This is a genomic window from Bacillus sp. A015 (assembly GCF_053851875.1).
Map to the genome: position 1 here is coordinate 17,657 of NZ_JBSPZB010000012.1, position 25,731 is coordinate 43,387.

At 42.4% G+C, this 25,731-nt stretch carries 19 protein-coding genes and 2 pseudogenes; 14 read left to right on the top strand and 7 right to left on the bottom strand.

Annotated features, from left to right (window positions below):
* Nucleotides 1-17 precede the first annotated feature (17 nt).
* Nucleotides 18-1,490 carry an amidase gene (locus ACSLGF_RS11530; RefSeq protein WP_456005509.1) on the bottom strand — a complete coding sequence of 491 codons (1,473 nt, stop codon included), beginning with the start codon at nucleotides 1,488-1,490 and terminating at the stop codon, nucleotides 18-20.
* 187 nt (nucleotides 1,491-1,677) lie between these two features.
* Here ACSLGF_RS11530 and ACSLGF_RS11535 point away from each other — a divergent pair, with 187 nt between their 5' ends.
* Nucleotides 1,678-3,291 carry a S8 family serine peptidase gene (locus tag ACSLGF_RS11535; protein ID WP_456005511.1) on the top strand — a complete coding sequence of 538 codons (1,614 nt, stop codon included), beginning with the start codon at nucleotides 1,678-1,680 and terminating at the stop codon, nucleotides 3,289-3,291.
* 39 nt (nucleotides 3,292-3,330) lie between these two features.
* Here ACSLGF_RS11535 and ACSLGF_RS11540 read toward each other — a convergent pair whose 3' ends face one another.
* Nucleotides 3,331-3,870: a DUF402 domain-containing protein gene (locus ACSLGF_RS11540; RefSeq protein WP_456005513.1), complete on the bottom strand. Its 540-nt coding sequence runs from the start codon at nucleotides 3,868-3,870 to the stop codon at nucleotides 3,331-3,333.
* A gap of 379 nt (nucleotides 3,871-4,249) precedes the next feature.
* Nucleotides 4,250-4,786, bottom strand: coding sequence for a GNAT family N-acetyltransferase (locus ACSLGF_RS11545; protein WP_456005516.1), 537 nt, complete (start codon nucleotides 4,784-4,786; stop codon nucleotides 4,250-4,252).
* Between the two features lie 433 nt (nucleotides 4,787-5,219).
* Between ACSLGF_RS11545 and ACSLGF_RS11550 the strand changes: the two are divergent.
* The 4 genes and pseudogenes from ACSLGF_RS11550 to ACSLGF_RS11565 form a co-directional block, all read left to right on the top strand.
* Nucleotides 5,220-6,106, top strand: a pseudogene (locus tag ACSLGF_RS11550) (Cof-type HAD-IIB family hydrolase).
* Nucleotides 6,103-6,750, top strand: a complete 648-nt coding sequence (locus ACSLGF_RS11555; protein ID WP_456005519.1) for a YczE/YyaS/YitT family protein — start codon at nucleotides 6,103-6,105, stop codon at nucleotides 6,748-6,750. Before ACSLGF_RS11550 ends, ACSLGF_RS11555 begins: the two are co-directional and overlap by 4 nt.
* A gap of 103 nt (nucleotides 6,751-6,853) precedes the next feature.
* Entirely contained in the window at nucleotides 6,854-7,828 is a 975-nt protein-coding gene (locus ACSLGF_RS11560) for a LacI family DNA-binding transcriptional regulator (RefSeq protein ID WP_456005522.1), read from the top strand.
* A 142-nt stretch (nucleotides 7,829-7,970) separates the two neighbouring features.
* Nucleotides 7,971-8,426 (top strand): annotated as a pseudogene (locus ACSLGF_RS11565) (transposase); the annotation flags it as partial.
* A 1,428-nt stretch (nucleotides 8,427-9,854) separates the two neighbouring features.
* Here ACSLGF_RS11565 and ACSLGF_RS11570 read toward each other — a convergent pair.
* Nucleotides 9,855-10,685: a YitT family protein gene (locus ACSLGF_RS11570; RefSeq protein ID WP_456005524.1), complete on the bottom strand. Its 831-nt coding sequence runs from the start codon at nucleotides 10,683-10,685 to the stop codon at nucleotides 9,855-9,857.
* A 335-nt stretch (nucleotides 10,686-11,020) separates the two neighbouring features.
* Here ACSLGF_RS11570 and mmuM point away from each other — a divergent pair, with 335 nt between their 5' ends.
* The 3 genes from mmuM (at nucleotide 11,021) to ACSLGF_RS11585 (ending at nucleotide 13,740) form a co-directional block, all read left to right on the top strand.
* On the top strand, nucleotides 11,021-11,959 hold the full coding sequence (gene mmuM / locus ACSLGF_RS11575; protein ID WP_456005526.1) for a homocysteine S-methyltransferase: 939 nt from the start codon (nucleotides 11,021-11,023) through the stop codon (nucleotides 11,957-11,959).
* Between the two features lie 46 nt (nucleotides 11,960-12,005).
* Nucleotides 12,006-13,409, top strand: a complete 1,404-nt coding sequence (mmuP, locus tag ACSLGF_RS11580; RefSeq protein WP_456005529.1) for an S-methylmethionine permease — start codon at nucleotides 12,006-12,008, stop codon at nucleotides 13,407-13,409.
* Between the two features lie 112 nt (nucleotides 13,410-13,521).
* Entirely contained in the window at nucleotides 13,522-13,740 is a 219-nt protein-coding gene (locus ACSLGF_RS11585) for a hypothetical protein (RefSeq protein WP_456005531.1), read from the top strand.
* Nucleotides 13,741-14,240: 500 nt separating this feature from the next.
* Here ACSLGF_RS11585 and ACSLGF_RS11590 read toward each other — a convergent pair whose 3' ends face one another.
* Together ACSLGF_RS11590 and ACSLGF_RS11595 are read right to left on the bottom strand one after the other, a co-directional pair.
* On the bottom strand, nucleotides 14,241-14,732 hold the full coding sequence (locus tag ACSLGF_RS11590; protein ID WP_456005534.1) for a hypothetical protein: 492 nt from the start codon (nucleotides 14,730-14,732) through the stop codon (nucleotides 14,241-14,243).
* Nucleotides 14,733-14,840: 108 nt separating this feature from the next.
* The gene (locus tag ACSLGF_RS11595; protein WP_456005536.1) at nucleotides 14,841-17,507 is read right to left on the bottom strand and encodes a S8 family serine peptidase; all 2,667 of its coding nucleotides are present in this window, start codon (nucleotides 17,505-17,507) and stop codon (nucleotides 14,841-14,843) included.
* A 242-nt stretch (nucleotides 17,508-17,749) separates the two neighbouring features.
* Here ACSLGF_RS11595 and ACSLGF_RS11600 point away from each other — a divergent pair, with 242 nt between their 5' ends.
* From ACSLGF_RS11600 to ACSLGF_RS11625, 6 genes are read left to right on the top strand one after another with little or no spacing between them, the layout of a single operon-like run.
* Nucleotides 17,750-18,208, top strand: a complete 459-nt coding sequence (locus ACSLGF_RS11600; protein WP_456005538.1) for a PTS sugar transporter subunit IIA — start codon at nucleotides 17,750-17,752, stop codon at nucleotides 18,206-18,208.
* Nucleotides 18,205-18,534, top strand: coding sequence for a PTS fructose transporter subunit IIB (locus ACSLGF_RS11605; RefSeq protein WP_099726180.1), 330 nt, complete (start codon nucleotides 18,205-18,207; stop codon nucleotides 18,532-18,534). Before ACSLGF_RS11600 ends, ACSLGF_RS11605 begins: the two co-directional genes overlap by 4 nt.
* A gap of 36 nt (nucleotides 18,535-18,570) precedes the next feature.
* Nucleotides 18,571-19,689: a PTS fructose transporter subunit IIC gene (locus ACSLGF_RS11610; RefSeq protein WP_256499248.1), complete on the top strand. Its 1,119-nt coding sequence runs from the start codon at nucleotides 18,571-18,573 to the stop codon at nucleotides 19,687-19,689.
* Between the two features lie 28 nt (nucleotides 19,690-19,717).
* Nucleotides 19,718-22,381: a mannosylglycerate hydrolase gene (gene mngB / locus ACSLGF_RS11615; protein WP_456005540.1), complete on the top strand. Its 2,664-nt coding sequence runs from the start codon at nucleotides 19,718-19,720 to the stop codon at nucleotides 22,379-22,381.
* A gap of 57 nt (nucleotides 22,382-22,438) precedes the next feature.
* The gene (locus tag ACSLGF_RS11620; RefSeq protein ID WP_456005542.1) at nucleotides 22,439-23,323 is read left to right on the top strand and encodes an ROK family protein; all 885 of its coding nucleotides are present in this window, start codon (nucleotides 22,439-22,441) and stop codon (nucleotides 23,321-23,323) included.
* Nucleotides 23,320-25,239, top strand: a complete 1,920-nt coding sequence (locus ACSLGF_RS11625; protein ID WP_456005545.1) for a BglG family transcription antiterminator — start codon at nucleotides 23,320-23,322, stop codon at nucleotides 25,237-25,239. Before ACSLGF_RS11620 ends, ACSLGF_RS11625 begins: the two co-directional genes overlap by 4 nt.
* Before the next feature lie 64 nt (nucleotides 25,240-25,303).
* Here the strand turns inward: ACSLGF_RS11625 and arr are convergent, their stop codons facing one another.
* A complete protein-coding gene (gene arr, locus ACSLGF_RS11630; protein ID WP_456005547.1) occupies nucleotides 25,304-25,720 on the bottom strand; it encodes an NAD(+)--rifampin ADP-ribosyltransferase in 417 nt (138 codons plus the stop codon).
* Nucleotides 25,721-25,731: the final 11 nt, after the last annotated feature.

The following is a 25,731-nucleotide window of genomic DNA, read 5'->3' on the forward strand; positions in this document are numbered from 1 at the left end:
TCAACGTGTTATTCATTTCATTTATTTGTCCCTTTCCAAATCGAGGATGTCTCCATTTCCGCTGCAAGCCTGAGCAGCCAGTCCTCTTTTCCTTTAGGCGCTGTCACCTGTACACCTAAAGGCATGCCCGCCCCAGTGAGATGAACAGGAACACTCATAGAAGGCTGACCTGTTAAGTTGGCAAGCTGTGTAAATGGAGTGTAGGTCAGACTCTTTAGGAACATGTCATAAATGAGATCCTGCTGCGCTTGCATGGAAAGAGAAGACACACGTAAAAGTGCGGCTATTTCCTGATCCGAATGCATAAGCTCACCAATCTTTGGAGCCGAATAGGCAGTAGCTGGTGTCACATAGAGATCGTAGGTTTGATGAAATGCGGCCATTTGTGCTGCGGCCATATCCCACGCATCAAGACTTTCTGTATAGGCGGCAGCGGTCACATTCTTTCCAGCCTCCGCCAGCACCCATGCCACGATATCTGTTTCCTCGGGCTTCACTGGACGCCCTAGTGAACGAGCCAAGGAAGTGAATAATGCAGACATTTCTCCGCTGTTCATGACGTAATATTGCTGCATCAGATGAATACCATCGATTGCCGGTTTCGCTTCCTCTAGTTGGTGCCCTTGCTCACTCAGCCATTTCACCGTTTGCAGTACCGCCTGCTTCGCTTCCTCACTGACCTTTGTGCCAACTGGAGATTCTACGCTGTAAGCAATTCGCATTGAAGAGGTACGTTTCACCAGATCCTCTTGGTAGCTGCCGTCGTATAACGGGGTTTGGAAAGCTGCTTCTGGCTGAATGACCTGAAGCAGATCAAGAAGAGCTGCACTGTCTCGAACTGTTTTTGTGAGTGTAAAGTCAATGGAAGCCCCCTGCCACTGCCTTCCTGCACCTGGACCTACTGGCGTCCTGCCTCGTGTTGGCTTGAGTCCAAACAAACCCGTAAAGGATGCGGGTATACGAATGGACCCTCCGCCATCACTTGCTCCACCCGCAGGAACGATACCGCTTGCAACAGCCGCAGCCGTCCCGCCGCTTGAACCGCCCGGGGAATGCGCGGCGTTCCAAGGATTCCTCGTTGGACCATGTAAAGCGGGTTCTGTCACATTCCTCAAACCGAATTCCGGTGTGTTTGTATGGCCGATCATAAGGAGCCCAGCCTGCTTCAATCGATGGACAAAGTGGGAGTCCGTTTTCGCCTTTACATCCTTTAGCAGCATAGCACCTGCTGTCAGCGGTTCATTTTTCAGCCCTTGCGATATATTTTTCAGCACAAACGGAACACCCGCAAACGGCTGATCCATATCTAATTGCTTCTTGTCTTTTAACACTTGATCATGTCTTGTCTGAATCACCGCATTTAGTTCTGGATTGACCTCCTCCAATCTAGCAAATGCGGCATGTACAAGCTCCTCAGGTGTTACCTGCTTTTTCCGTACAAGTGCTGCCAGGCCAGTCGCATCATACGTCATATACTCTTTTACGTTCATCGGCTTGTCCTTCTTTCTCTTATTATGATCTCTCTATTGTCTACTAGAATTGTATGAATTTCAATTTCAGGCTACCTGCAAAAAAACTTTCTGACAAGACTATGATTCTTCTAACCATCCATCTGATTTCTCCGATATAATATAGAAAAAAAGACGGAGGTCATCTCGTATGCAAGGAGCCATTGCCTTGAAAAAGAAAATATTCGTGGTCATCGCGTTTCTTCTTGCTTTGACAACTGCTTTGCCCTTCCATTCGCAGGCAGCTGCACCGCCAAAAGAAACAGATGTTATCATCGTCTATAAAAATCAAAAAGGGAAGCAAACCGCTATTCAAGAAAGTGAAAAAGTGAACGCACAGTACATACACCTTCCCGCTGTCGCTGTGACAGCAGATGAACAAGCGGTCACCTCATTCAAAAAAGACCCTAACATCGCTTATGTCTCAAAGAATGTGAAAGTCAAACTCGCTTCTTCCACCGTGAAAAAAACCGCTGCTGCTACTGGCCAAGATGCATTGGTACAAAAATCGTACAACCTGCAAAAGCTGAATGTAAAGCAAGCGATCAAAGAAGGCGTCACTGGTAAAAATGTAAAAGTAGCCGTTTTAGATACTGGTATTTTCCCACATGAGGATTTAAAGGTAGCCGGCGGTAAGTCATTTGTGAATTATACGTCCTCTTATAAAGATGATGAAGGACATGGAACGCATGTCGCTGGCACAATTGGGGCGCTCAATAACGATTATGGCACAGTCGGCGTCGCTTCTGGCGTGAAGCTGTATGCTGTGAAAGTGTTAGATAAAAAGGGAGAAGGCGACTTATACAGTCTGCTTCGAGGCATCGATTGGGCCATTACCAATAAGATGGACATGATCAATCTGAGTCTAGGCTTTGAAGAGAACATTCCGATTTTACATTCAGCAGTAGATGAAGCATACAAAAAAGGACTGCTGGTGGTTGCTGCAAGCGGAAATGACGGGAAGAAGAATTATATTAGCTATCCTGCCGCATACAATAGCGTCATTGCTGTCTCCGCAACAACTGCCAAAGACAAACTCGCGTCTATCTCCAATACAGGGAAAGGGATCGAATTTTCTGCCCCTGGCGAGAACGTCATCAGTACTTATTTGAAAAATGAATATTGGTATGCAACTGGTACATCACAAGCTGCACCGCATGTCACAGGAATGCTGGCGCTGTTAAAGCAGCTTCATCCGAAGAAAACAAATGCACAGCTTCGCACCTTATTGCGCAGCTATACAGTGGATCTTGGCGCGAAAGGAAAGGATTCACAATTCGGCTATGGCCGCGTGCAATATGTTCCGCAATCAACCTTTTTAAAGGCTGCGACAAGCGCTGTCAAAAAAGCCGAAACATCTAAAAAGCAGGCAGATGTCGATCAAGCCAAAACGAGAATCGGCCGACTCACTGCAAGCAAACAAAAAACAGCACTCACAGAACGGGTGAAAAAAGTACAAGCAACCATTGATATCCGTTCCGCACGTGCAAAGGTCAAAAAAGCCGAAAAAAACAAAACGCAGGGCGCCATTAAAAGTGCCCAAACGGCCATCCATAAACTGAGCAAAGGCAAAGAAAAAACAAGCCTGCAAAACCGTCTCGACAAGGTAAAAAAACAAGTCGCCTATCAAAAGAAAGTGACAGACGCCAAACAAAAGGTCAAAACAGCCGAAACCAAACGGACAAAGAAAAATAAAGCATCGGCTCAAAGTGCTGTCAAACAACTAAAAGCATCCAAAACGAAAACCGATTTACAAAAACGATTAAATCGTATCAAGGTCTGACAGAAAAAACGATTCCTCGCTTAAAAGGAATCGTTTTTTCTATTTCAGAATCGACTTAAACAAGGTGTGATGGTATCCCCCTTCTGCATCTATCCTCACTTTTTCGAGTGTGCGCTCTAATGAATTGATGACATCACCTAATGCTCGATGGACCGAGCCATGTTCAAAAGAAGCTAAACTCTCAGGTAATTCATCTTCATCTAAAACAAAAAAATCATCATTTGGAAGAACGAGAAGATCAATCACTAAATCTTCAAAAATTACCGCCCGCTCTTTAAACCACGTCTGTCTGACTATATTAAAATAAGCCCCAAGTTCATTCCCTTGAGCATCTCTCCAGAAATATAAATTGTACGGCCGATCCTTCCAATAATATGCGGTCGTATAGCTTCCTTTTGGAATGGTAAGAGCACCATGCTCAGTTTTCATGGTAAACGTATCTTCAATCTTATGAAACAGCACAACCTGCTGTTCCTGTGCTTCTAACAGCAGGCAATGATGTTCCACGACTTTCCCATCATATCTAACTTTTCTCTCGATTACTTCATCCCAACGATCTGCACGTAGCGGAAACAACATGTCGCAACTCCTTCTGCATCTAGTTTCTCTCTTTCTAGTATACACCGATTTTTTTTGAAGAAATAAAGGGGGACTGATTTGACTTATGGGAGACCTTGATGAGGTGAAAACAAATGGAATGGAATCACGACATTTGAAAACCTCGCAGAGCTTGGGCAAATCATTCTGGTTTTTTGCGGCTGCGCTCTTTACTGGTGGCTTGTGAAAAAACGAAGAGGGAAAGAAAGCTGTCCCCTTATGAATGTGGATTAAAATTCTTTGTCATGTTCGGTTTACTTTCATGAGGCTTATCATTTTTTGCTCTGCAATTGTGGGTGTAATGCGAAAAAAGGAAGAGTCGTCCATGCAGAACGTGCTCTTCCTTTTCTCGTGAAGCATGTTATGAACCAGCCGGCTGTTCTTTCTTGATCACATATCGATAGCTCTTCACATGCGTCCCATTTTGATTCACAAATTCTTTATCAAGTGCACGCTCAAAGCCCATTCTTTCATATAGACGAATGGCGGCCTGCATTTTATCAGATGTATGAAGATACAGGACATTCTCGCCCCATGATTGCGTCAGTTCAATACTTTTACGTAACAATGACTCTGCGATTCCTTTTCCCCTGACATCAGGATCTACTCCTAAAAACCGGACAATGGCTGATGTAATGCCCATTTCAGGTTTGTCATACGCTTGTTCAGATGACCGGAACATTTGAAGCGTCCCCACAACCTTGTCCTCAAGCTCAGCTACAAGCATGAGCTCCATGTTCGGATTATCTACAGCTGCTGCAAGTGCTGCAGAATAATTTTGCCAGCCTTCTTCTGTAAATTGAGGTTCATACTGTGCGTATGATTTGATCAGCACGTGCCTGATGGCCTTATGATCTTCTTTGACTGCTGGACGAATCATCAGCTGTTGCTGCTTCATGTCAACACCTCCTGTTGTCTATGGATGGATATACGTATCATGCAATCACTGCATGTCGATGATCTTGTTCTTTTCTCTACTTATTCAATGTAAAGAGTCTCATTCGAAAGATCAATCATTTTGCATGAAGTTCTCGATGTCATATTTGTTGATTGTGGCCCAATCAGTGATACGATCGGCAGAAGAAAGCCGCTGATGATTGTTTAATAATTCAAGTTTTCAATTGTTGCTGTTGGTTTGATCTACTCCAACTCTTCAACTTGCCCCTTAGCTACCACTAGCCGATCCACCTTATGTTTTGCCATTTGAACCACTTTAATCATCGTAGCTTATATTCTTGAAATCTTTAAATTAATAAAATAATCTAATTGCTGTGAAACGCGTACCATACATTATACTTGCAAAAGTTGTAAAATCTAAGGAGGACATTCACATGAAAATAATTGCAATTGACTTAGATGGTACGCTCCTATCTGAGAACTTAACTATCCAAGAACAGGATCTAAATGCCTTATATTTTGGACAAAAGCAAGGGCATATTGTAACAATCGCTACAGGAAGAGCTTTATTTGATGCAAAACACATCATCAAAAAATATAATTTCAATGTCCAATCATTGCTTCAAACGGTGCTCAAATATATGTAGACAACCAGGTTTTATTCGAAAAATTTATGGATTCGAGGTTAATCCAACCTATCATAACATGGTTAAATAAAGCAGGTATATATTATCAAGTTTACTTATCTGACAAAATCGTCGTGTCAAATCAAGGGATTCAGCAACTTGAAAAACAACTTTATGACACAGTAATAGAAGATCCTCAATTTAATCAAGAGATGTTTTGGGATTCTATTAAAGCTCAATTGGATCAATACGGTTTAGAGGAAGTGCCGAATTCAATTACCCCTGTTGACTATCGTTATGTTATAAAATTTATGATCGTTTCGCCAAGCCAAAAAAACTTAAAAGAAGCAAAAGAATATTTTGGTCAACTAAATGAGTGTGTCGTAACTAGTTCAGGAGCATTTAACCTTGAAATTACAAGTGCAGGAGTTGATAAAGGATCCTCATTAAATAAAATTTGCGAGTATTATGAAACTACTACTAAAAATGCAATAGCAATAGGGGACAATTTAAATGATCTTTCTATGTTTAATGTAGCCGGAACAGGGATAGCCATGGGAAATGCTGATACAAACCTTAGTAAAGTGGCTACATTTAAAACATTAACCAATCATGAATGTGGTGTGGCTCATGCTTTTAATCATTATATTCTTAATAAAGAAGATGCCCCTAAACCATGGAGCACACAATCATGAATCATTATCTTAAAAGATGTTTAATTTATATTTTTGGTTTGTTTGTTTTATCATTTGGGGTTGTATGCATGATTAAATCAAATACTGGAATAGCTCCCTGGGATGCTCTGAACGTGGCTTTATCAAAGCTAATTGGCCTTACGATTGGTACATGGGTTTTCATTGTTGGAGGAATCCTTATCTTAATAAATAGCTTAATAAAAATGAGATTTCCTAATGTAGCTGGTTTTATTCCGATTTTTATCATTGGGGTTTTTGTTGACATTTTAAACTTAAAACTTCTCTCCTTCTTAGAATCAAATAATGTAATGATTCAATGGGGTTTATTTTTAATAGGATTATGCTTATTGGCTATGGGAATTGCTATTTATTTAAGAGCATCTTTTCCTTCAATACCAAATGATGAATTAATGTTAGCAATTACTGAACGAACAGGTTGGGGTATTAATATTACAAAGACTATAGGGGAAGCTGTAGCTTTTGTGCTTTCAATGATTCTACAGGGTCCGATTGGTATAGGAACCGTAATTGTCTTACTATGTCTAGGGATATTAGTAGGTTTATTTGATAAACTATTATTCAAGATAGGGATGCCCCGTTCTATTTATAGTGAGGGATATGGTCAGGGAAGTGCACATATTTAATATACGTCATGATAAAGTCAATAAACGCCTATTCTCAAATTGGATTTTCCTTGGTGTTATTTAGAATAAAATCCTGATGACACTACCTAGAAGGAGCAATATAATGACAAACATTACAGAAATAGCAAAAAAAGCAAATGTTTCTCGGACAACTGTATCTAGGGTTCTTAATAATCATCCTTATGTCAAATCCGAGAAACGAGACGCTGTTTTACAGGCTATGAAGGAATTGAATTATGTACCTAATTTCAATGCAATTAATTTGTCTAAAGGAAAGACAAATGTATTCGGAGTAATTGTACCTAAAATCAACCATCCTTTTTTCAGCAAACTAATTGCCGGAATAGGCGAAGAGTGTAATAAACATAATTATAGTTTACTTGTACACCAGACAAATAACGATCTCGATCAAGAACTAGAGTTTTTCAACAGATTAAAATACAAACTTATTGACGGTCTCATTTTAGGATCTTGTATTAGTCCACCTCACACACTCGACGAAATATCTAGATTTGGTAAAATTGTTTCTTGTGAAGCTTCTGAAAGCAAACAGGTTGCAAGCATATTCATTAATCACGAATCAGGAATTAAAATGGCTATTGATCATTTACGAATTCAAGGACATCAGTCCATCGGTCTATGTATAGGAAATCCTAAGAGTGGTGTTGGGATAAGTAGGAAAAAATCATTTTTTCATTTCCAAAAGGAATACGGGTTAAAATGGAGTGATAATTGGTACTTTGATGAACAATACTCCATTGAAGATGGTATTGAAATAGCAAAATTATTTCTAAATGGATCACCTCGTCCTACGGCAATGGTTGTAGGAAGTGATTATGTTGCTGCTGGTATCATTTATGAAGCAAAGAAGCAAGGATTACGGATACCCGAAGACTTGGCGGTGTTAGGATTTGATAATCAACCGATATCAAAAATAATAGAACTTTCAACAATACATCAACCTATTAAAGAGCTAGGACAAACAGCAGCAAATTTATTATATAACTTGATGAATAACAAAGAGGTCCCAAATATAAATAAGTTGGAACTACAATTTATTAAAAGAAAGTCAACCTAAAAGAGTATGTAGACAGAGGTCTTCAGCTTGTAGACAAACCCTCGCATTCGCCCGCAGTCCTGCGTACCGGTGCTCACGAATCTCAAATTCGCTCCGGTACTCGTCCTTCCTAGACTTCAAAGGTTTTCTATCACGCTGAAAAGAAGACAAAGGGTTTATTTTAGGGTCATTAGTCACAGGTGGCCATTCTCTTGATAATCTTATATTAGATTCACTCTTAACAAAAATGACAGTGAAAGTTGGTAAACCAAAGTTTAGTCCCAGTAGATGCTGGATATAAAACACCTTGAATTGCTAAGTTTCTAATGGATCAGGAGATAAGACCTGTAATGCCCTATACTAAAGATGGTTATTTGAAAAAGAATGAATACGGGTATGACGCTCATTTTGATTGTTACATTGTCCAAATGGGAAAATCCTCTCTCTTATCGTACAACGACTAGAGAGGGTTATAATCATTATGGCCTCTGATTCAAAAGTATGTGATCCCTGCTCTTTTCTAAAGAACTGTACACAAAGACAAAATCACACCAAACAGATTCACTATCATATTTGGCATGACTACTTAGAAGAAGCAGATCATCTGAGACTCACTCAATGAATCTATGCAAAACACAGGGCTTACTTTCGTTGCCATAAATCTTAAAAAAACTGGCAAACTAGACATGGAAAGCACCATACCTACTGTAAGACCCCTGATATATATAATCAAAATTAAGTGAAAACCCCACTTTTACTTGAAATAAAAGTGGGGTTTGACTACGGTCTGAAGACCACTGTCATATTTTGAAAGCCTCCTTAAAATTCTTAAAACACACTATTTGTAACGCCACTCCTCGAGACATTTTCGTGTTACGCCAACTAGTGTGTCCTCCATGAGTTTAATTTGTGAAATTGGTTTCATGTCAATAGAGTTTCAAATAATTATATAAATGGTAGTATTAGGGTTATGCTTATATACAACAAAATAAAACTCAAATCATGATCAATAGCATTTAAGAGCGTGACTCTTTTTCAATTTAGAGCATTAAAGCAATCTGTTGTATTCCACTGATTTTTAAGGAAAAATTAGTTGATCGTTGTTGTGTAAATGCTGCTAGGCGCATAATTGAGGAAGTAAAACAGCCTTTCCAATGGAGCTCGTTGATGCACTGTGAACTTCACGCTGTTTTTATGATGTCTTTTTAGTCCGATCGATAAAAGGAACCGTATTTGATATATACTCTCTATGTAGACAGTGTAAAAAGCCCAAGAAAAACTCTTGGATGATCCACTATACTTGGAGGAATTTTTTATGGCGAAAAAAAGGCAACATTTCAACACTTTACGAAAGAATTTAAGATGAAACCTGTCAAAATGTACGAAGACGTAACCAGAAGCTCATTATCCGAAGTTCAACTCAGCTAAAAAATGGATCAGAAAATATCGTGAGAAACAATCTTTTGAAGGCCGAAGAGGAAAAAATAAAAAGTCAAGAAATCATTTTCGTGGACGTCTTAAATCAACGTTTAAAAGTGTTGAAGAAGAAAGAGACTATTTAAAGCTTAAAAAAGTGTTATCCGTATATTCACGGGGAGACGGATTCTAAAGTCGGCACGGTTTTGAAGCTGTTCATGGATTAAAGAACTTTTATACTTTGACGCGGCTTGTCTGTATCGTCAAAGTATTAAGATCTGGGTACGATAAATGGTTTAAGAATCAAAGAATTTGAATGGAACGGCAACAAAAAGACAATTCTTAAAATAACACATCATGGACATTCATCAAACACATCCCTTCTATGGCTATCCACCGTTATTGGTCATGAAGAATTTGGAAAGTTTAACATCCCAACGAGATGTCAAAGAAGCTGTACTTCATTCTGATCAAGGCTTCCATTACACAACAAGAGCATAGAAGCTGACATTCAGTTTTATAATGAAGATCAATTCCATAAAAAACCAGTACACTCCAGTAGAATACCTTCACACACTGGAGGCTTAGGTTTTTTTATATTTGTCTACTTGACAGGGATAAGACCCTACTTTTATATATTCACAAATCCTTCTCCGAACACATCTCGCACGTCATGGACGACAACGAAGGCGTCTCGATCAATTTTCTTAATAATTTTCTTTAAGCGCATGAGCTCCTGCTTTTGAATGACAGCGTAGAGAATTTCCTTCGATTCCTTTGAATAATGACCACGGCCGTTTAAAATCGTCACGCCTCGGTCAAGGGTGTGATTGATTTCTTCGGCAATATCATCTTTACATGAAGAAATAATCGTGACTGCCTTTTTCGTATTGAGCCCTTCTATCACGAAGTCCATGACCTTTGTGGCCACGTAAAGCATCACAATGGTAAACATTAATTTTTCCGCACCAATAATAAAGTAGGAAGCAAATACAACGATGAGATCAAAGAACAAGATGGCGTAGCTCACGTTCCAGTCTAAATACTTGTTGGCAATTCTTCCAAGAATGGCCGAACCCGCCGTTGTTCCGCCGGCTCTTAATACTAGACCAATCCCAATTCCAATAATCATCCCAGCGAAAATAGCACCAATGATCAATTCATGTACATTCACGACCCACGTTGTGGTCAGGTGTAAAAATAGGGAGTTACTTGCGACGGCAACCACTGTGTAAATTATGGTCTTCTTGTCCAAGTATTTATACCCCACCAGCAATAAGATGGCATTAAACACAAGGTTTGTCAGCCATGGTGCAATCTCAAACACATAATAAAAAATGATGGACAGCCCCGTTACGCCGCCTTCACCAAATTCAAGCGGAATGACAAACATGTTCACAGCTGCGGCAAATAAAAAAGAACCAACAAGAATCATTGCAATATCTTTTACACATTTTTTCATTTTCTTCTTTCCTCCTTTTTTAAGCATATAAAAAAACCTCTTTCTGCACGAAAGAAGACAGTCGTTGGACAAAATAAAATCAAAAGACAGCGCCTTTTGATGATGCTTTCTGAAATGAACCTTTTCATAATATATATCTCTTTTTAGAGACTGTCAATGACTTGGGTTTCTATTATTTTGACTGCATGTTTATGCACGAAAACCCGCATGTTTTCAGGGTTTTTCCGTCATATTATGCTTTTCCCTCTCCTTGACAAAAACACTTTAGTCATTTAAACTACTGCCTCATATCATATCCATCATTTCCGATCTAAAAAGGAGGCTGTTCGATTCATATGAACCCTATTCAAAGCCGATTACAGGCTCACGCACCTTTGATTTTAGACGGTGCACTTGCAACGGAGCTTGAACGAAAGGGCTGTGACTTAAACGACAGTTTATGGTCTGCCAAAATACTCATTGAACAGCCAGAATTGATTCAGCAAGTACACTTGGACTACTTCCAAGCGGGTGCTGACTGTGCAACAACCGCCAGCTACCAAACAACGATTAATGGCTTCGCTGAAAAAGGCTATACAAAAGAAGAAGCGATTGAACTGATGACACGATCTGTCACTTTAGCGAAAGAAGCACGCGATCTTTTTTGGCAGGATGAAACGCGTCGTGAAGGGCGGACAAAACCCTTTGTCGCTGGATCTGTAGGGCCATTCGGCGCTTATTTGTCTGATGGTTCAGAATATAAGGGAAATTACGGACTCACGGTGCAGGCACTCATTGATTTTCACAGACCAAGAATTCAAGCATTAGTCGAGGCTGGTGCAGATATTCTTGCGTGTGAAACGATTCCTTGTCTGGTTGAAGCAACGGCCATCGCAAAGCTGCTGCGGGATGAATTCAGCGGTGTGTATGCTTGGATCACCTTTAGTGCAAAGGATGACCTGCACATTAGTGAAGGTGATTTGCTGAGAGAATGTGTACAAGCACTTGAGCCTTATGAACAGATCGCTGCTGTTGGCGTGAACTGTACGCCGCCGCAATTCATCTCTTCTCTCATTCAAGAGATGAAAAAGGGGACGAGCAAACCGATTGTGGTGTATCCAAACTCAGGTGAATTATACGATCCTGAAGAAAAGGTATGGAGCGGAGATACGTCTCATCATACGTTTGGTGAATGTGCGCATCAATGGTACAAAGACGGCGCGCGCATCATCGGCGGCTGCTGCCGGACGACACCAGAAGATATTACTGACATCCTCAAACGGACAACATCGTAGCATCATGAATCAACTCACATACTTCTAAGCAAAAGGGCGGGAAGACATGGAACAAGCAAAAGATCAGTCACAACAATATCAACGAAAAATGACGAGCCGGCACCTGTTCATGCTTTCGTTAGGCGGCGTCATTGGAACAGGGCTCTTTTTAAGCTCAGGGTATACCATCAGCCAAGCCGGACCTGCAGGAACGATTCTTGCCTATCTTGTCGGGGCATTAATTGTGTATCTTGTGATGCTCTGTTTAGGTGAGCTGTCTGTCGCAATGCCGGTTACAGGGGCTTTTCATACGTATGCAACAAAATACATTGGTCCTGGCACTGGCTATACGGTCGCTTGGCTTTACTGGCTGACGTGGACAGTGGCACTTGGTTCGGAATTTACAGCGGCAGGACTTTTAATGCAGCGCTGGTTTCCAGACACATCGGTTTGGATGTGGAGTGGTGTTTTTGCTCTTATCATCTTTTTACTCAATGCATTTACAGTCAAGTTCTTTGCAGAATCAGAGTTTTGGTTTTCTAGTATTAAAGTGATGGCGATCATTCTCTTTATTATTCTTGGCGGAGCTGCAATGTTTGGCTTGATTCCATTAAAAGGCGGTGAGGCCGCTCCGTTCTTTTCTAACTTTACTGGAGAAGGCGGACTTTTCCCAAACGGCTTTTTACCGATTTTAATGACCATGCTTGCCGTCAATTTTGCTTTTTCGGGTACTGAATTAATTGGAATTGCTGCGGGTGAAAGCGTCAATCCAGATGAGACCATCCCGCGGGCGATTCGAACGACCGTGCTGCGTCTTGTCCTGTTTTTCGTCGGAACGATCGTTGTCTTAGCCGGCTTGATTCCTGTGGAAGAAGCCGGGGTGATCAAAAGTCCATTTGTGGTGGTTTTTGATCGGATCGGTATTCCTTATGCTGCAGATTTCATGAATTTTGTCATTTTGACGGCAATCTTATCAGCAGCCAACTCGGGGCTATATGCGTCATCTCGTATGCTCTGGTCACTTTCTGAGGAACGGACACTGCCTAAGAAACTAGCGAAATTGACGTCAAAAGGAATTCCTTTGAATGCACTCATTTTAAGTATGATCGGCGGTATCCTCTCTTTGCTATCGAGTGTCATCGCACCAGAAACGGTGTATCTTGTTCTTGTTTCGATTTCTGGACTGGCCGTTGTTGTGGTCTGGATGGGGATTGCTGCCTCACAGTTCATGTTTCGGAAAAGATTTTTGCAGGATGGCGGACAGCTTCATGATTTATCCTTTCGAACCCCGCTCTATCCAGTGGTTCCGATTGCTGCCTTCTTCCTGTGCCTTGCATCTGTGATCGGCATTGCTTTTGATCCAAATCAGCGGATTGCCCTCATCTGCGGCATTCCTTTCATCGCGCTTTGCTATGCTGCATATTACGTGACGGCTTGGATTCGCAAAAAACGAGAAGAACCTGGTGTCTAACCATGTTTCAGATTGTTGACAAAGGGCTAAAATGATCTTTATTTAGCCCTTTGTCTTCTTTTCGATTCAAGCTTTAATCAAACGGCGAAATGCCATCAAATCAGCCATAGTAGTGTCAAATGCTACGACAACGATTGATGTGGCGGGTGTCAGCATGACGGTGGCAGAAGCCATTGAACGCAAAACGTCCATAGATTACGATATTCGTTATTTACGTAAATTGAAAAAGGTGTACACAGAGCTAGTAGACAGAGCAGAACAAACCAATGAAGATGTGAAAAAGAGACTGGATCAGCATTTAGAAACCCTGTTTGGCAAAGACGGAAAATGACAAGCCGCCGCCAACCAAGAGATCGTCAAATCTTTCCTAGCTGAAAATGAGGCGACGATCATTGATCCGCTTCGCCTTCGTGTGAAGATTGAACAGCTTTCGAAAGAGATTGAGGATTTTCAAATGGAAGTTGATTTTTCCTTGTCAGAAAGCAATACATTGACAAAAATACAGATCGATTAATCGATTTTGTTAGTGAGCCGAAAATCGATGAAACTAAACACCTCTGAGGGAAAGGTGATTCCCTCCTCATCTGATGATCATCTTAGGATGATCCTTGATAAAAGCCCAAAGCTGAACGTTCAAGGATCAAAGCTCAAGATGAAAAGCTAAAAGCTCGATTGAATCTGGGAGTAACGGCTGATGAGTGTTTGTTTATCGACTCTTTCGGTTGCCGCCCAGCAGGCTTGCTAACAAAAAGAAAAGGATGTCACGTGTTGACATCCTTTTTTCTATGAAAAAACGACAAGACTTCAGCCAAGTCGTCTTTCCCATGCATATTAGCGATTACGATTACGTAATGTATATGCCAAATGATATACACTTGTGACATTTGAAGAAAGCTTGATGTCGTTTGAAGTGAACGTCACTGGAACGATATCGTAATAATGTGTAGACCAGCCTGCATTGTTGTACGTACGGTAGCCTGCACCTGAAGGAACTTGGATCGTCAGTGAAAATTGTCCATTCTCATCCGTTGTGCCTGGCGCTGTTTGGGCCAATGATTTGATGGCTGCTTTAAAATAAAGCTGGATTGGCTGATTAGCCATGAGGTTTCCATTCGTATCTTTTAATGTTCCTCTAAAAACAGCTGGATGATAGGAACCCACTCGATATTTCCTGCCAGATCCGTAATTCACCTTTCCACCATCTGCTGCTGTGACACTTGTTACTTGTACAGATGCTGGTACTGCTCCTGTTTCCTCTGCATGTGCAAAGCTTGGGAATACGAGAAGCAATGATAGAAAGAATGCAAACATGATTTTTTTCATCTGTAAATCCTCCTTTTTTTTCCTACTTTATTACTATCGACAGTAATTGGTATTTTTCCAGTAACAAACCCAAAAAAACTTCCCTTTTTAGAAAGGGAAGCACTTAAGCTATTTTTTCACGACAACTTTCACTGCTTGACTTTCTCTTTTTCTCACATCGGAAGCTGTCACGTATAAGACGGTTTTTGCTTTTTGCGGCTTGATTTTGGCTGTAAATACGCCCTTACTATTGGTTTTCACTGTTTTGATGACTTTCTTTGATTTGTTCTTCACTTTAATGGTCAAGCCTGCACCCGCAGTTCCTTTGACCGTTTTACTTTTGACCGTTACTTTGCCCACCTTCGGCTTAGCTGGCGCTTTGCCCTTTTTCACGACTGTTTTGAGAGAAGTCGCAGCCTTGCCTTTTGAAACCTTGATGTGCAGCACTTTGTTTTTGTTCTGATGCTTGATCTTCACACTAAAGGTTCCCTTTTTGCTTGCCGTGCCTTTTCCGAGTAATGTCTTGCCTCTATACACAGAAATAGCAGCACCTGCTTTCGCTTTTCCTGTCACCTTTTGATGCTGATCCTCTACTTTGTTGACAGATGCATTCAGTTCAACAGCACTTAATGCGGCAAATGCATTCAGTCTGCCATGTCCTGTCATCCAATCGATACCCGGAATTTTCGGATCGACAATTGGCTCCTCGTTTTCGTCATAGAAAACGTCATCTTTTCCATCAACAGATGTAAAGGAAATATCATCGGCTGTACTTTGCAAAATATTCCTCACTTGATTTGGTTTCAAGGATGGGTTTTTAGAAAGCAGTAATCCTGCTGCTGCTGCAACATATGGTGTAGCCATTGATGTCCCGCTAAGGTAGGAGACATTCCCATCCGGCATTAAGCTTGGAATATCAGAACCCGGTGCAGACATGCTCAGTCCTTTGCCATAGCTTGAGAACTCAGCGGCAATATCCATGCGGTTGCTTGCGCCAACCGCCATTGCGTATTTTGAAGTCGCAGGATAGCCCATTTCTGGAATGCCATCATTTCCGCTCGCCACTACCACTAGTACATTCTTTTGTGCAGCATAGTTCATGGCATATTCAATGACCCTGCTGTAGTAGCCGCCAAGACTCATATTGATGACCTTTGCGCCTTTGTCCACCGCATGCTTGATCCCAAGAGCAATATGCTCTGTATCTCCAAATCCATAAGCATCCAGCACCTTGACCGGAATGATGCCCGTATGTTGATTCAGCCCTGCCATCGAGTAATGATTATCTGCTTTTGCTGCAATGATGCCTGCTACATGTGTTCCATGTCCATTGTCATCAATCGCATCTTTATTTCGTCCAATGAGATTCGCACCTAAATCCGTACGAACGGTTCCGCTTAAATCTGTCAAACGACTGTCGACGCCTGTATCCACAACAGCAATCAACGTTTGCTTCATTTTGCTTGTGCCAATTAGTGTATTCATTTGTTCAAACTTGACATCGGCGCCTTTTTTCCCGCTGTTTTGCGCACTGTTTTTCAGCGGCCACTGGTAACCATACTGCACGTCATTGCTAAACGCACGATAGGTTTGCACAGGCTCTGCAAATTCAACATTCGGCATGCTGGACAGCTTTCTTGCAGTGCTTTTGATGACGGCTTTGCCTGCTTTTAATGTCTTTCCAGCTGATCCTTGCCCTGCTGGCACATCATAGACATACATTCCTTTAAATAAAGGACTTACTGACTGCGATGTCACACGGTTTTCTTGGATTCCATAGCTTTTCATCTTCTTTTTCGCTGATTGAAGCGTTTGGCCATCCTTTAATTTAAAAATGATTTTGTTCGTTTTGACCTTTTCTTCTTTTACAAGCTTTTGCTTCTCTAATACATAACCGACCGATTTTCCTTCAAGCTGATCGATTCCAATTTTTTGACTCACTGCTTCTAATTCCTTCTTTAAATATGCCGGACTTGCCTCTTTGAGCATATCAAATAGGGAGCGGATCGCCTGTTGTTCTTTCTCTGTGACGATATGACCGCTGAATGCACCATTTTTCTCTACGTCACTTAGCAATGATTTTAATGTAAGCAGATGATTGTATACCTTTTGCTGCTCTTTTTGATGTTTCATGAGTTTCGATTTGAGAAACGGCTTTGTTTTTTGAAGCAAACGAGCGAGCTTCTGACCATCTGCTGTTTCATTGAAACGTTTATCTTCGATCGTACGAATTGATTGAAGGATTTCACGCCCATACTTTTTCTCAATAATAATGATTCCAGGCTCTTCTTCTTCAGGAAAAATCGGTTCAGATGGCGGAAGATTGGCTCCTTTATACCCGATTGTATATGCCGCATCCTCTTCCTCATCACGGCTGTCTTCCTCTGACCCTAAATAGAGCACTTTCACGTAATAAGGACCCGACCATGCATGCGGGAAGTCGATCTCTGTCTCTCCGCTTGCTGTGTCCACACGATATCTGGAATAAGTGTCATCCTTCATCGCTCTGTCCTTACTTGGATAGACCGATATGGACAACATTTGTTTACTTTTTACAGAAATTTTCATATGCGTATGTTTTGCCACCTCTTGTGCAGATGGCGTGATTTGGTACCATGACTCTTCCTTTTCATTCTGTAATGTACCTGAGATGACTTCACCATTTTTCAATCCAATAGCTTCATTGACATTTGTTCCTTTACTGGCAGCTGCTGCCTCGTATCCAGGTAATGCTGCCATACATAAAATGATGGCCATGAGTACCATCACACAGGATTTGACCTGCTTTTTGAACATGAAAAGACCCCCTTATCTTTTATGATACCTTGGAAGAATATCACAGAAAGACATTTAGCAGAATCTGTTTTTTCCATAATTAAACTCGTTTTAAGCTAGGATTTGAGATAATCAGACAGCAAGACTTATTGCCTCATAAACTTTTTGCCATTTCAAACGGAAAATGATGCTATTTAACCATGTCGAAAAGTACATTACAATCAACTTGTAAGCGCTTAACAAACAAGAGAGAAGGGATCAGCTTGTTCCAAAAAGATCATGTTTTCACACAAGTAAACGGTCAATCAAAGAATGAGATTTTACAATACATTTCCGAGAAAGCTGAAGACCTTCATATTACAAACGATCAGTCGAGGTTATTAGCAGATTTGTTGAAACGCGAAGACGAAGTCTCAACAGGACTTCAGCAAGGCTTTGCCATTCCTCATACAAAAAGCTCCACTGTACAAACGGCTTCACTTCTCTTTTTAGAACTTGAACAGCCCGTTGAATGGGGGAGCTTCGACGATTTACCAACGAACTATTTATTTACACTGCTGGTTCCACTAGAAGAGGCAAATGTCACGCATCTGAAACTACTGTCAGGCATTGCCACTAGCTTAATGGAGCCTGCTTTCATCGAAAAGATTCAACCCGGTCAAACAGCTGACTATTATTACGAAGTCATTGAACAACAATTGAAAGAGGGGATTACACAATGAAAATTGTCGGTGTCACTTCATGTCCAGCAGGGTTAGCTCATACACCAATGGCAGCAAAAGCATTAGAGAATGCGGGTAAACAGCTCGGACACGAGATCAAAATCGAACAGCAAGGCATTATGGGACAGGTGAATGGCATTACAGCAGAGGAAGCAAGACAGGCAGATCTTTGTATCATTGCCTCCAATCAGCATATCAACGATGCAGAACGCTTCTCAGGCATTCCCACAGTACGTGTCGAGATCGGGCGCGCCTTAAAAAATGCCGAGCAAATCATCACAAAAGCCGTAGCACTTGTTGAAAAGAAAAAATCTGAATCTCAATAAACGTGAGCAATGCCATATAGAAAGGAGCAAAGCAAAATGAAAGCAAAATTAAAAGTCATTGAAGGCCATCTCATGACCGGTATTTCTTATATTCTTCCTGTCATCATCGGCGCTTCACTTATCGTTGGTTTAGCCAAACTCGTCGGGTTAGGATTTGGTGTTTCAGATTTAAACACCTATAAGGATGCTGGCGGCATTTTACACGGCGCCTATTTAATGGAGCAGGTTGGCTGGACAGGTATTGGCTTAATGAACGTCCTGCTCGCTGGATTTATCGCCTATTCTATTGCGGATAAATCAGGTCTTGCGGCCGGTTTTATCGGCGGTGCCCTCGCCAGTTCAACAAATGCTGGATTTATTGGTGCCGTCATTGCAGGATTCTTCGCAGGATATGTTGCTCTTTTTGTGAAAAGAAAAATTCAAATACAAGGCTCTGCAGCAGGGCTCGTCCCTCTGCTCATCCTACCGCTCATTACCGTTGGCTTAACCGGACTTCTCATGTCCGTTCTGCTGGGCGGGCCATTAGGCGCTTTGAACACGGCATTAATTGAATGGATCAAAGGCATGGTTGCTGATGGAACAAGCACACTCGCGCTCGCTTTGATTTTAGGCGCGATGATTGGATTCGACCTTGGCGGACCGGTGAATAAATCCGCTTGGATGGCTGGTAACGCCCTCTTCCTGTCAGGTGTCTACCTCCCTGCCATTCTTGTCAATATTGCCATTGTCATTCCGCCGCTTGGGTACGGACTTGCGACATTGATTCGAAAACGCAACTTCTCCCCGACCTTTAGAGAAGCCGGACGAGGCGGCTTGGTCATGGGCATTATCGGCATTACAGAAGGAGCGATTCCTTTTACCCTCGTCAATCCTTTGAAATTGATTCCGCTGAATGTCGTCGCTTGTGCTGCTGGAAGCGGGGTAGCTGCATTATTAGGTGTCCATGACATCATGCCGCCAATTGGTGGACTATATGGGTTCTTCTCAGTTGGAAACTGGTGGGCTTATTTAATCGGTGCTCTTACTGGCGCACTCGTCATCGGTATTGGCGCCAACCTGCTTGTGAATTTCTCTGAGAAAAAAGAGCCTCAGAAGCCCGAACATGATCAGAAGCAGAAAGAAGAAGACGATTTTGACCTTGTGCTAGAAGGATAATTTGAACAAAGAAAGGTGTCGTTGATCAATGACTGTCAATGTACATGTGATTCCACATACACACTGGGACCGGGAATGGTATTTCACCACCTCCCGCTCCCGTATCTACTTAATGAAAAGCGTAATGGACATTTTAGACACCCTTGAAACAGATGAAAGGTTCCATTACTTCATGCTCGATGCCCAGGCATCCTTATTGGATGATTACCTGAAATGGCGTCCAGAGGATGAAAATCGAATCAAAAAGCTCGTCACGGCCAAACGCCTCATCATCGGCCCATGGTATACACAAACCGATCAGCTCGTCATTTCAGGTGAATCGATTGTAAGGAACCTGCAATATGGAATTGAGCGCTGTCAGCAGTTTGGCCATGTCATGAAAGTCGGTTATGTCCCTGACTCCTTCGGTCAATCCGCACAAATGCCTCAAATTTATCAAGGCTTTGGCATTGTAGATACAGCATTTTGGCGCGGCGTTTCTGACCATATGACGAATCATACAGAATTCAATTGGCGAGGCGCTGATGGCAGTGAAGTCTTTGCAGTGAACCTGCCATTTGGCTACTACTACGGTGGAAATATTCCTGAGAAGGATGATGACTTACAAGCTTTTCTGTCTGAAAAAATCGGTGCGCTACAAGCAAAGGCGACCACAAAGAATGTCTATTTCCCAAATGGCTTTGACCAGGCACCTATCCGCAAAAACCTGCCTGACTTATTAGAAAAAGCCAATGAACTTGACGAGCATCACTATCAAATCAGCAGTCTAGAAGATTACATTGCAGCGGTGAAAAAAGAGCGGACATCTTTCGACACATTACAAGGAGAGCTCATTCATGCGAAGCATATGCGGATTCATAAATCTATTTTTTCAACAAGAGCAGATTTAAAAATCTTAAACAATCAAATTGAAAACTATCTCGTTAATGTGATGGAACCCATCTTAACGATCAGCTATTCACTCGGCCACGATTATCCGCATGACACCGTTCGTGATATTTGGTACCTCATGTTTGAGAATGCAGCGCACGACAGCATTGGCGGCTGTAATAGTGACACGACGAATCAAGACGTCTTCTTCCGCTACAAGCAGGCAAAAGAAATCGCCGAGAACCTTGTCGACTTACACATGCGTCTCATCGCCATTCGACTACAAACAGAGCAAGAAATCACGTTCACTTTATTTAACACATTGCCTGCTAAACGATCTGAAGTCATTGAGATTGAAACCTTTATCACGGAACGCCCATTTACGCTAAAAGACATAAACGGACGAACTCTTCACTACACGGTGAAAAGCAAAACCGATGTCACTGATTATGTCTTGGCACAGCAAATTTCTCTTAACCCAAGTAAAGAGGTGTACATGCCAAAACAAGTATGGAAAGCTGTTTTGCTCATTGAAGCAATCGACTTACCATCAGTTGGTTATACACAAGTCAGCATGGTCTTCGATGAATCAAGCGAATCCGTATGGGAACAAACAGAGGGCCGTGTCATTGAAAATACGTATTACCGCATTGCGGCAAATGACAATGGGTCACTCGAGATTACTGATAAACAAACAGGACGAACATTCTCTGAGCAAATGATCTTTGAAGACAATGGAGACGATGGGGATTCCTACAACTATTCACCACCGCGTGAGGATCTTTATGTATCGTCTAAAGATATCTCATCAGCAGGCATCACAGTGTCTAAAAGTGGTTTGCAGGAAGAGCTCACCATCCAGCTTCACCTCACTGTCCCGTATGACTTAGAGGAACGCTCGCAGCAATCGGTCACGACTTCCCTTCCGATCACAGCGAAGGTGGCTTTAAATAAAGATGAGTCTGTCATCCGTTTTCATGTGGATGTCGACAATCATGCATTAGACCATCGTCTACGGGTACTCTTTGATACAGGTATCGCGTCAAAAGTATCACTGAGCGATCAGCAGTTTGGCACAATCGAACGTCCAACAGAGCTGACGCAAGAGCTTGAATGGTGGAGCAATGAGCATTGGGAAGAAAAGCCGATCACCATTGAACCGATGCAATCATTTGTTGCACTTCGTGATGAAGCCTACGGCGTCTCTCTTTTGACCGACTGCGTGAGAGAATACCAAATCACAGGCGAAGACTACACAACGATTGCTTACACCCTCTTCCGCTGTTTCGGAAAGATGGGGAAAGAAAATCTTCTTTACCGTCCTGGCCGGGCATCTGGGGAAAAAATCGTTGAGACACCTGACGCTCAGCTTCAAGGCGCGCTATCGTTCTCATTTGGCATGCACTATAGCCAAGAAGCAGTTAGCGAAGGACACTTAGCGCTGCTTGCCAAACGGTATACCACCCCAGTTCAATGCTACGGGCGGGCAGACTTTTTAAACGGTCGTTTAATTTTCTCTTTCCGAGATGAAAAAGAAGACTTACAATCTACTTATAGCCTGCTTGACATTGAAACAGACGGAGCCATTCTAAGCGCCTTGAAAAAGGAAGAGCATGGAACAGGCATTGTCATCCGTCTCTTCAATCCATATTTAACGCGTCAAACAGCCGCTTCAATCAATAGTTCATCTCTACAACACGGAGAAACAGCGAATTTAGGCGAAACACCTGAAGGACATATACTCAAAGCACAACATGGATCATTACAGATTGAACCGCTCACACCTTGTCAGGTACAAACCTACATTGTAAAGAAAAAATGAACATGTAGGGGCGGGATCCATTTGGGTTCCGTCCCTCTTTAATGGAGGGCATTGATCATGCGAATTGGAGGCATTGAAGCAGGCGGTACGAAATTTGTCTGCGGCTACGGAACAACAGACGGAACGATTGAACACATGACTTCCTTTGCAACAGGGAATCCAGATGAAACATGCCAAAAAGTGATCGATTATTTTACAGAGCATCCAGTCGATGCACTTGGAATTGGGGCGTTTGGGCCGGTCGATGTGAAAGAACACAGCCCAAGCTATGGGACGATTTTAGACACACCGAAAACAGCGTGGCGCCAATTTCCATTACTCTCTACCTTAAAACAAGCGCTCGGGCTCCCTATGAAGCTTGATACTGATGTGAACTGTGCAGCGCTCGGGGAAGCCCGTTTTTCGACTGAAGCAGAAAATCCTGCTTCTTTGGTTTACATCACCGTTGGAACTGGAATAGGCGGCGGTGCCTATATTGAAAATCGCCTCATTCATGGATTGCTGCATCCAGAAATGGGCCATGTCACAGTCCAGCGCCATCCTCATGATACCTATGGCGGCTGCTGCCCTATTCACCATGATTGTTTAGAGGGACTGGCATCTGGACCCGCCATAGAAGAACGCTATCATACATTGGCACAAATGCTGCCAGAAGATCATCCTGCCTGGTCACTGCATGCCTACTACCTCGGGCAAATGGCGGCAAATTTATTACTCACCCTCTCACCAGAGCGCATCATTTTCGGCGGAGGTGTGATGAAACAGCCAGCTATGCTGCCGCTCATCCTTGAAGAAACAGACAAGCGGCTTCGTGGATACCTGCAACTACCAAAGCCATTAAATGAAATCATCACAAAGCCTTCCTTTGACGGATTATCTGGTTTAATGGGGGCAATTGCCCTTGGAGCCGATGCCTTACAGGCGCAAGGAGCGGCGCAATGATGATGACGGCAGATACTCGAACCTATCAGCTCATTCAGCGGCTATTTGAAACGAAAGGGTTCGTGAAGCTGGAGGAGCTAACTGCCTCTTTTCGCTTATCTGACCGCTCCATCCGCAATTTAATTAAAGAAGCAAATGAGCTATTAAAGGAAGCCGGGGCCATGATTAAGACCATCCGCGGGAAGGGATATACGCTCTTAACAAGTGACCAAGACGCTTTCCTGCTTTGGCTTCATCAACAGAAGCTTCCTGCCCGCTCTCTCGTACCCGTCATGCCAGAAGAGCGTGTACGATTTATGATGAGAAAACTATTGCTTCAATCTGACTACTTAAAAATTGATCAACTGGCCGAAGAGCTGTTTATCAGCCGCATGACGGTCAGCAGTGATTTAAAAAAAGGACGAGAACTATTAGCCCGTTATGGCATGACCCTTGTATCAAAGCCTGGCTTTGGCTTAAAGGTTGAGGGAGACGAATTGCAAAAAAGAACGTGCTATGCAGACTTGCTGCTTGAGGAAGAGCCTGCGCTATCAAATATCACCGAGCGGGAGCAGCTTCATTTTCCTGATATTTCTCTTGAAACCATTCGGTCCATTGTGCTGACGAATCTGTATCAGGAATCATTACTCATTAAAGACATTGCCCTGAAAAATTTAGTCATTCATTTAGCCATTGCGATTCAGCAAACACGAAAAGAACAGAGAATATCCGCCAGCACCGAACGCACACAAAGGTCGCCAGTGTTCACTAAAATTGCCAAAAAAATCACTCAGCAAGTAAGCGACACTTTTCATGTTACCTTGTCAGAGGATGAAACAGATTACTTAGTGATGCATCTCTTGGCGAATCAAACGTGGAAAGAAGCTGACCAGCATCAAACGACAGAGGAAGTACGGCAGGCGGTTACGGTATTTCTCCAGTACATTGAAAGAACAAGCGGACATCGCTTTGCTGATGATGACATCCTGCGGCAAGACTTGATGCTTCATATGAAGCCATTATTAAATCGAATCCAATACGGCGTGTCCTTACAAAACCCGCTTTTGCATGAGATCAAAGCGTCTTATCCTTACCCGTTTGACTTGGCTGTCAGCGGACTGAATGCTTTACAGCTGGTGCGTACACCAAATGAAGACGAGGCCGCATATGTTGCCTTGCATATCGCTGCTTCATTTGAAAGAAGTCAGCTCGGCACCTCGCAAAAAAAGAAAGCCATTATCGTGTGCGGATCTGGATTAGGGACGGCAAGACTGCTTGAAATTAAATTGAAGGCCGCCTTTCAGCATGAACTTGAGATTGTCGAGCTCTATTCTTATCAAGATTATGCATTTAGCACCTCTTTGCCCTGTGATGTCATCATCACAACCGTCCCACTAGCATCAAAGGGAAAACCGATGATTCAGGTCAACGCCTTTTTTGAACATCATGATGTACAGCGCGTGAGTGAGGTCATTCATTTATTAAACGGACACGGTTCCCCCTCCAAAAAGCTGATGGGCTTCTTCCAAGAACGATTGACTTTATTGGATGCTCATTTATCAAGAAAAGATGAGGTATTAGACACGCTATGCAGCCGTTTAGAGGCGCATCAGCTTGTATCACCTTCTTTTCGATCCTCGGTGCTTGAGCGAGAGCAAATGTCATCTACCTATCTTGGCAAAGGGATTGCGATGCCGCACCCACTCATCACAAATGAAGGCACCTCCTGCGTAGCCATCGCACGCCTGAAACAGCCGATTGACTGGCAGGGAGATCAAGTATCACTTATTTTCTTATTAGCCATTCATAAAGATGACGCTGCCTGCATGAATCAATTTTTTGAACAAGCCGTCGATTTACTGGACAATCCAAACCGCATTCACTCCTTGAAGCAAGCAAAAACATTTGATGAGCTGATGGATGCATTGTTTCAATAAAATAGAACAAAGGCCGCCCAGTTGTTGATGAGGCGGCCTTCGTGTTATTTAGATGTATGGATCATCAATCGTATATGACATTTTTTCCTTCTTCACTTAATTTCTTCAAAGAGCTCAGCATATGTTCAATTTCTTCATCAGAATGTCTTTCCCATGAACCTAATTCTGCGACTATTTTCAAGGGAGATTTAGATCGATAAGAACGTGTGGGGTTGCCGGGAAATTTTTTGTCGGTCAAATTCGGATCATGTTCGAACGCGCCTAATGGTTCTACAATATAAATTCTCTCTTTTGCATCTGACCTTGCTAATTCAGCACCCCATTTAGCAGCGTTTAATGTGCCTGTGAAATAAATATGGTTCGATTTTTCATCCTGATAATTGGATAAATACAACGGTTCAAGCAGGTCTCCAATCTTCAACTCTGCTTTCGTCCCATGAAAAAACGGCCCAGGATCTAAGACATCTTTCTTGTCGTTCATACAGCCACATC

Bases quoted from the DNA above. Each gene is read 5' to 3' on its own strand.
- arr (WP_456005547.1), bottom strand. From the start codon at position 25,720: ATGAACGACAAGAAAGATGTCTTAGATCCTGGGCCGTTTTTTCATGGG.
- ACSLGF_RS11590 (WP_456005534.1), bottom strand. From the start codon at position 14,732: ATGAAAAAAATCATGTTTGCATTCTTTCTATCATTGCTTCTCGTATTC.
- ACSLGF_RS11560 (WP_456005522.1), top strand. From the start codon at position 6,854: ATGACAAACATTACAGAAATAGCAAAAAAAGCAAATGTTTCTCGGACA.
- ACSLGF_RS11530 (WP_456005509.1), bottom strand. From the start codon at position 1,490: ATGAACGTAAAAGAGTATATGACGTATGATGCGACTGGCCTGGCAGCA.
- ACSLGF_RS11595 (WP_456005536.1), bottom strand. From the start codon at position 17,507: ATGTTCAAAAAGCAGGTCAAATCCTGTGTGATGGTACTCATGGCCATC.
- ACSLGF_RS11570 (WP_456005524.1), bottom strand. From the start codon at position 10,685: ATGAAAAAATGTGTAAAAGATATTGCAATGATTCTTGTTGGTTCTTTT.
- ACSLGF_RS11610 (WP_256499248.1), top strand. From the start codon at position 18,571: ATGAAAGCAAAATTAAAAGTCATTGAAGGCCATCTCATGACCGGTATT.
- mmuM (WP_456005526.1), top strand. From the start codon at position 11,021: ATGAACCCTATTCAAAGCCGATTACAGGCTCACGCACCTTTGATTTTA.
- ACSLGF_RS11540 (WP_456005513.1), bottom strand. From the start codon at position 3,870: ATGTTGTTTCCGCTACGTGCAGATCGTTGGGATGAAGTAATCGAGAGA.
- ACSLGF_RS11555 (WP_456005519.1), top strand. From the start codon at position 6,103: ATGAATCATTATCTTAAAAGATGTTTAATTTATATTTTTGGTTTGTTT.
- mngB (WP_456005540.1), top strand. From the start codon at position 19,718: ATGACTGTCAATGTACATGTGATTCCACATACACACTGGGACCGGGAA.
- ACSLGF_RS11605 (WP_099726180.1), top strand. From the start codon at position 18,205: ATGAAAATTGTCGGTGTCACTTCATGTCCAGCAGGGTTAGCTCATACA.
- ACSLGF_RS11625 (WP_456005545.1), top strand. From the start codon at position 23,320: ATGATGATGACGGCAGATACTCGAACCTATCAGCTCATTCAGCGGCTA.
- ACSLGF_RS11620 (WP_456005542.1), top strand. From the start codon at position 22,439: ATGCGAATTGGAGGCATTGAAGCAGGCGGTACGAAATTTGTCTGCGGC.
- ACSLGF_RS11545 (WP_456005516.1), bottom strand. From the start codon at position 4,786: ATGAAGCAGCAACAGCTGATGATTCGTCCAGCAGTCAAAGAAGATCAT.
- mmuP (WP_456005529.1), top strand. From the start codon at position 12,006: ATGGAACAAGCAAAAGATCAGTCACAACAATATCAACGAAAAATGACG.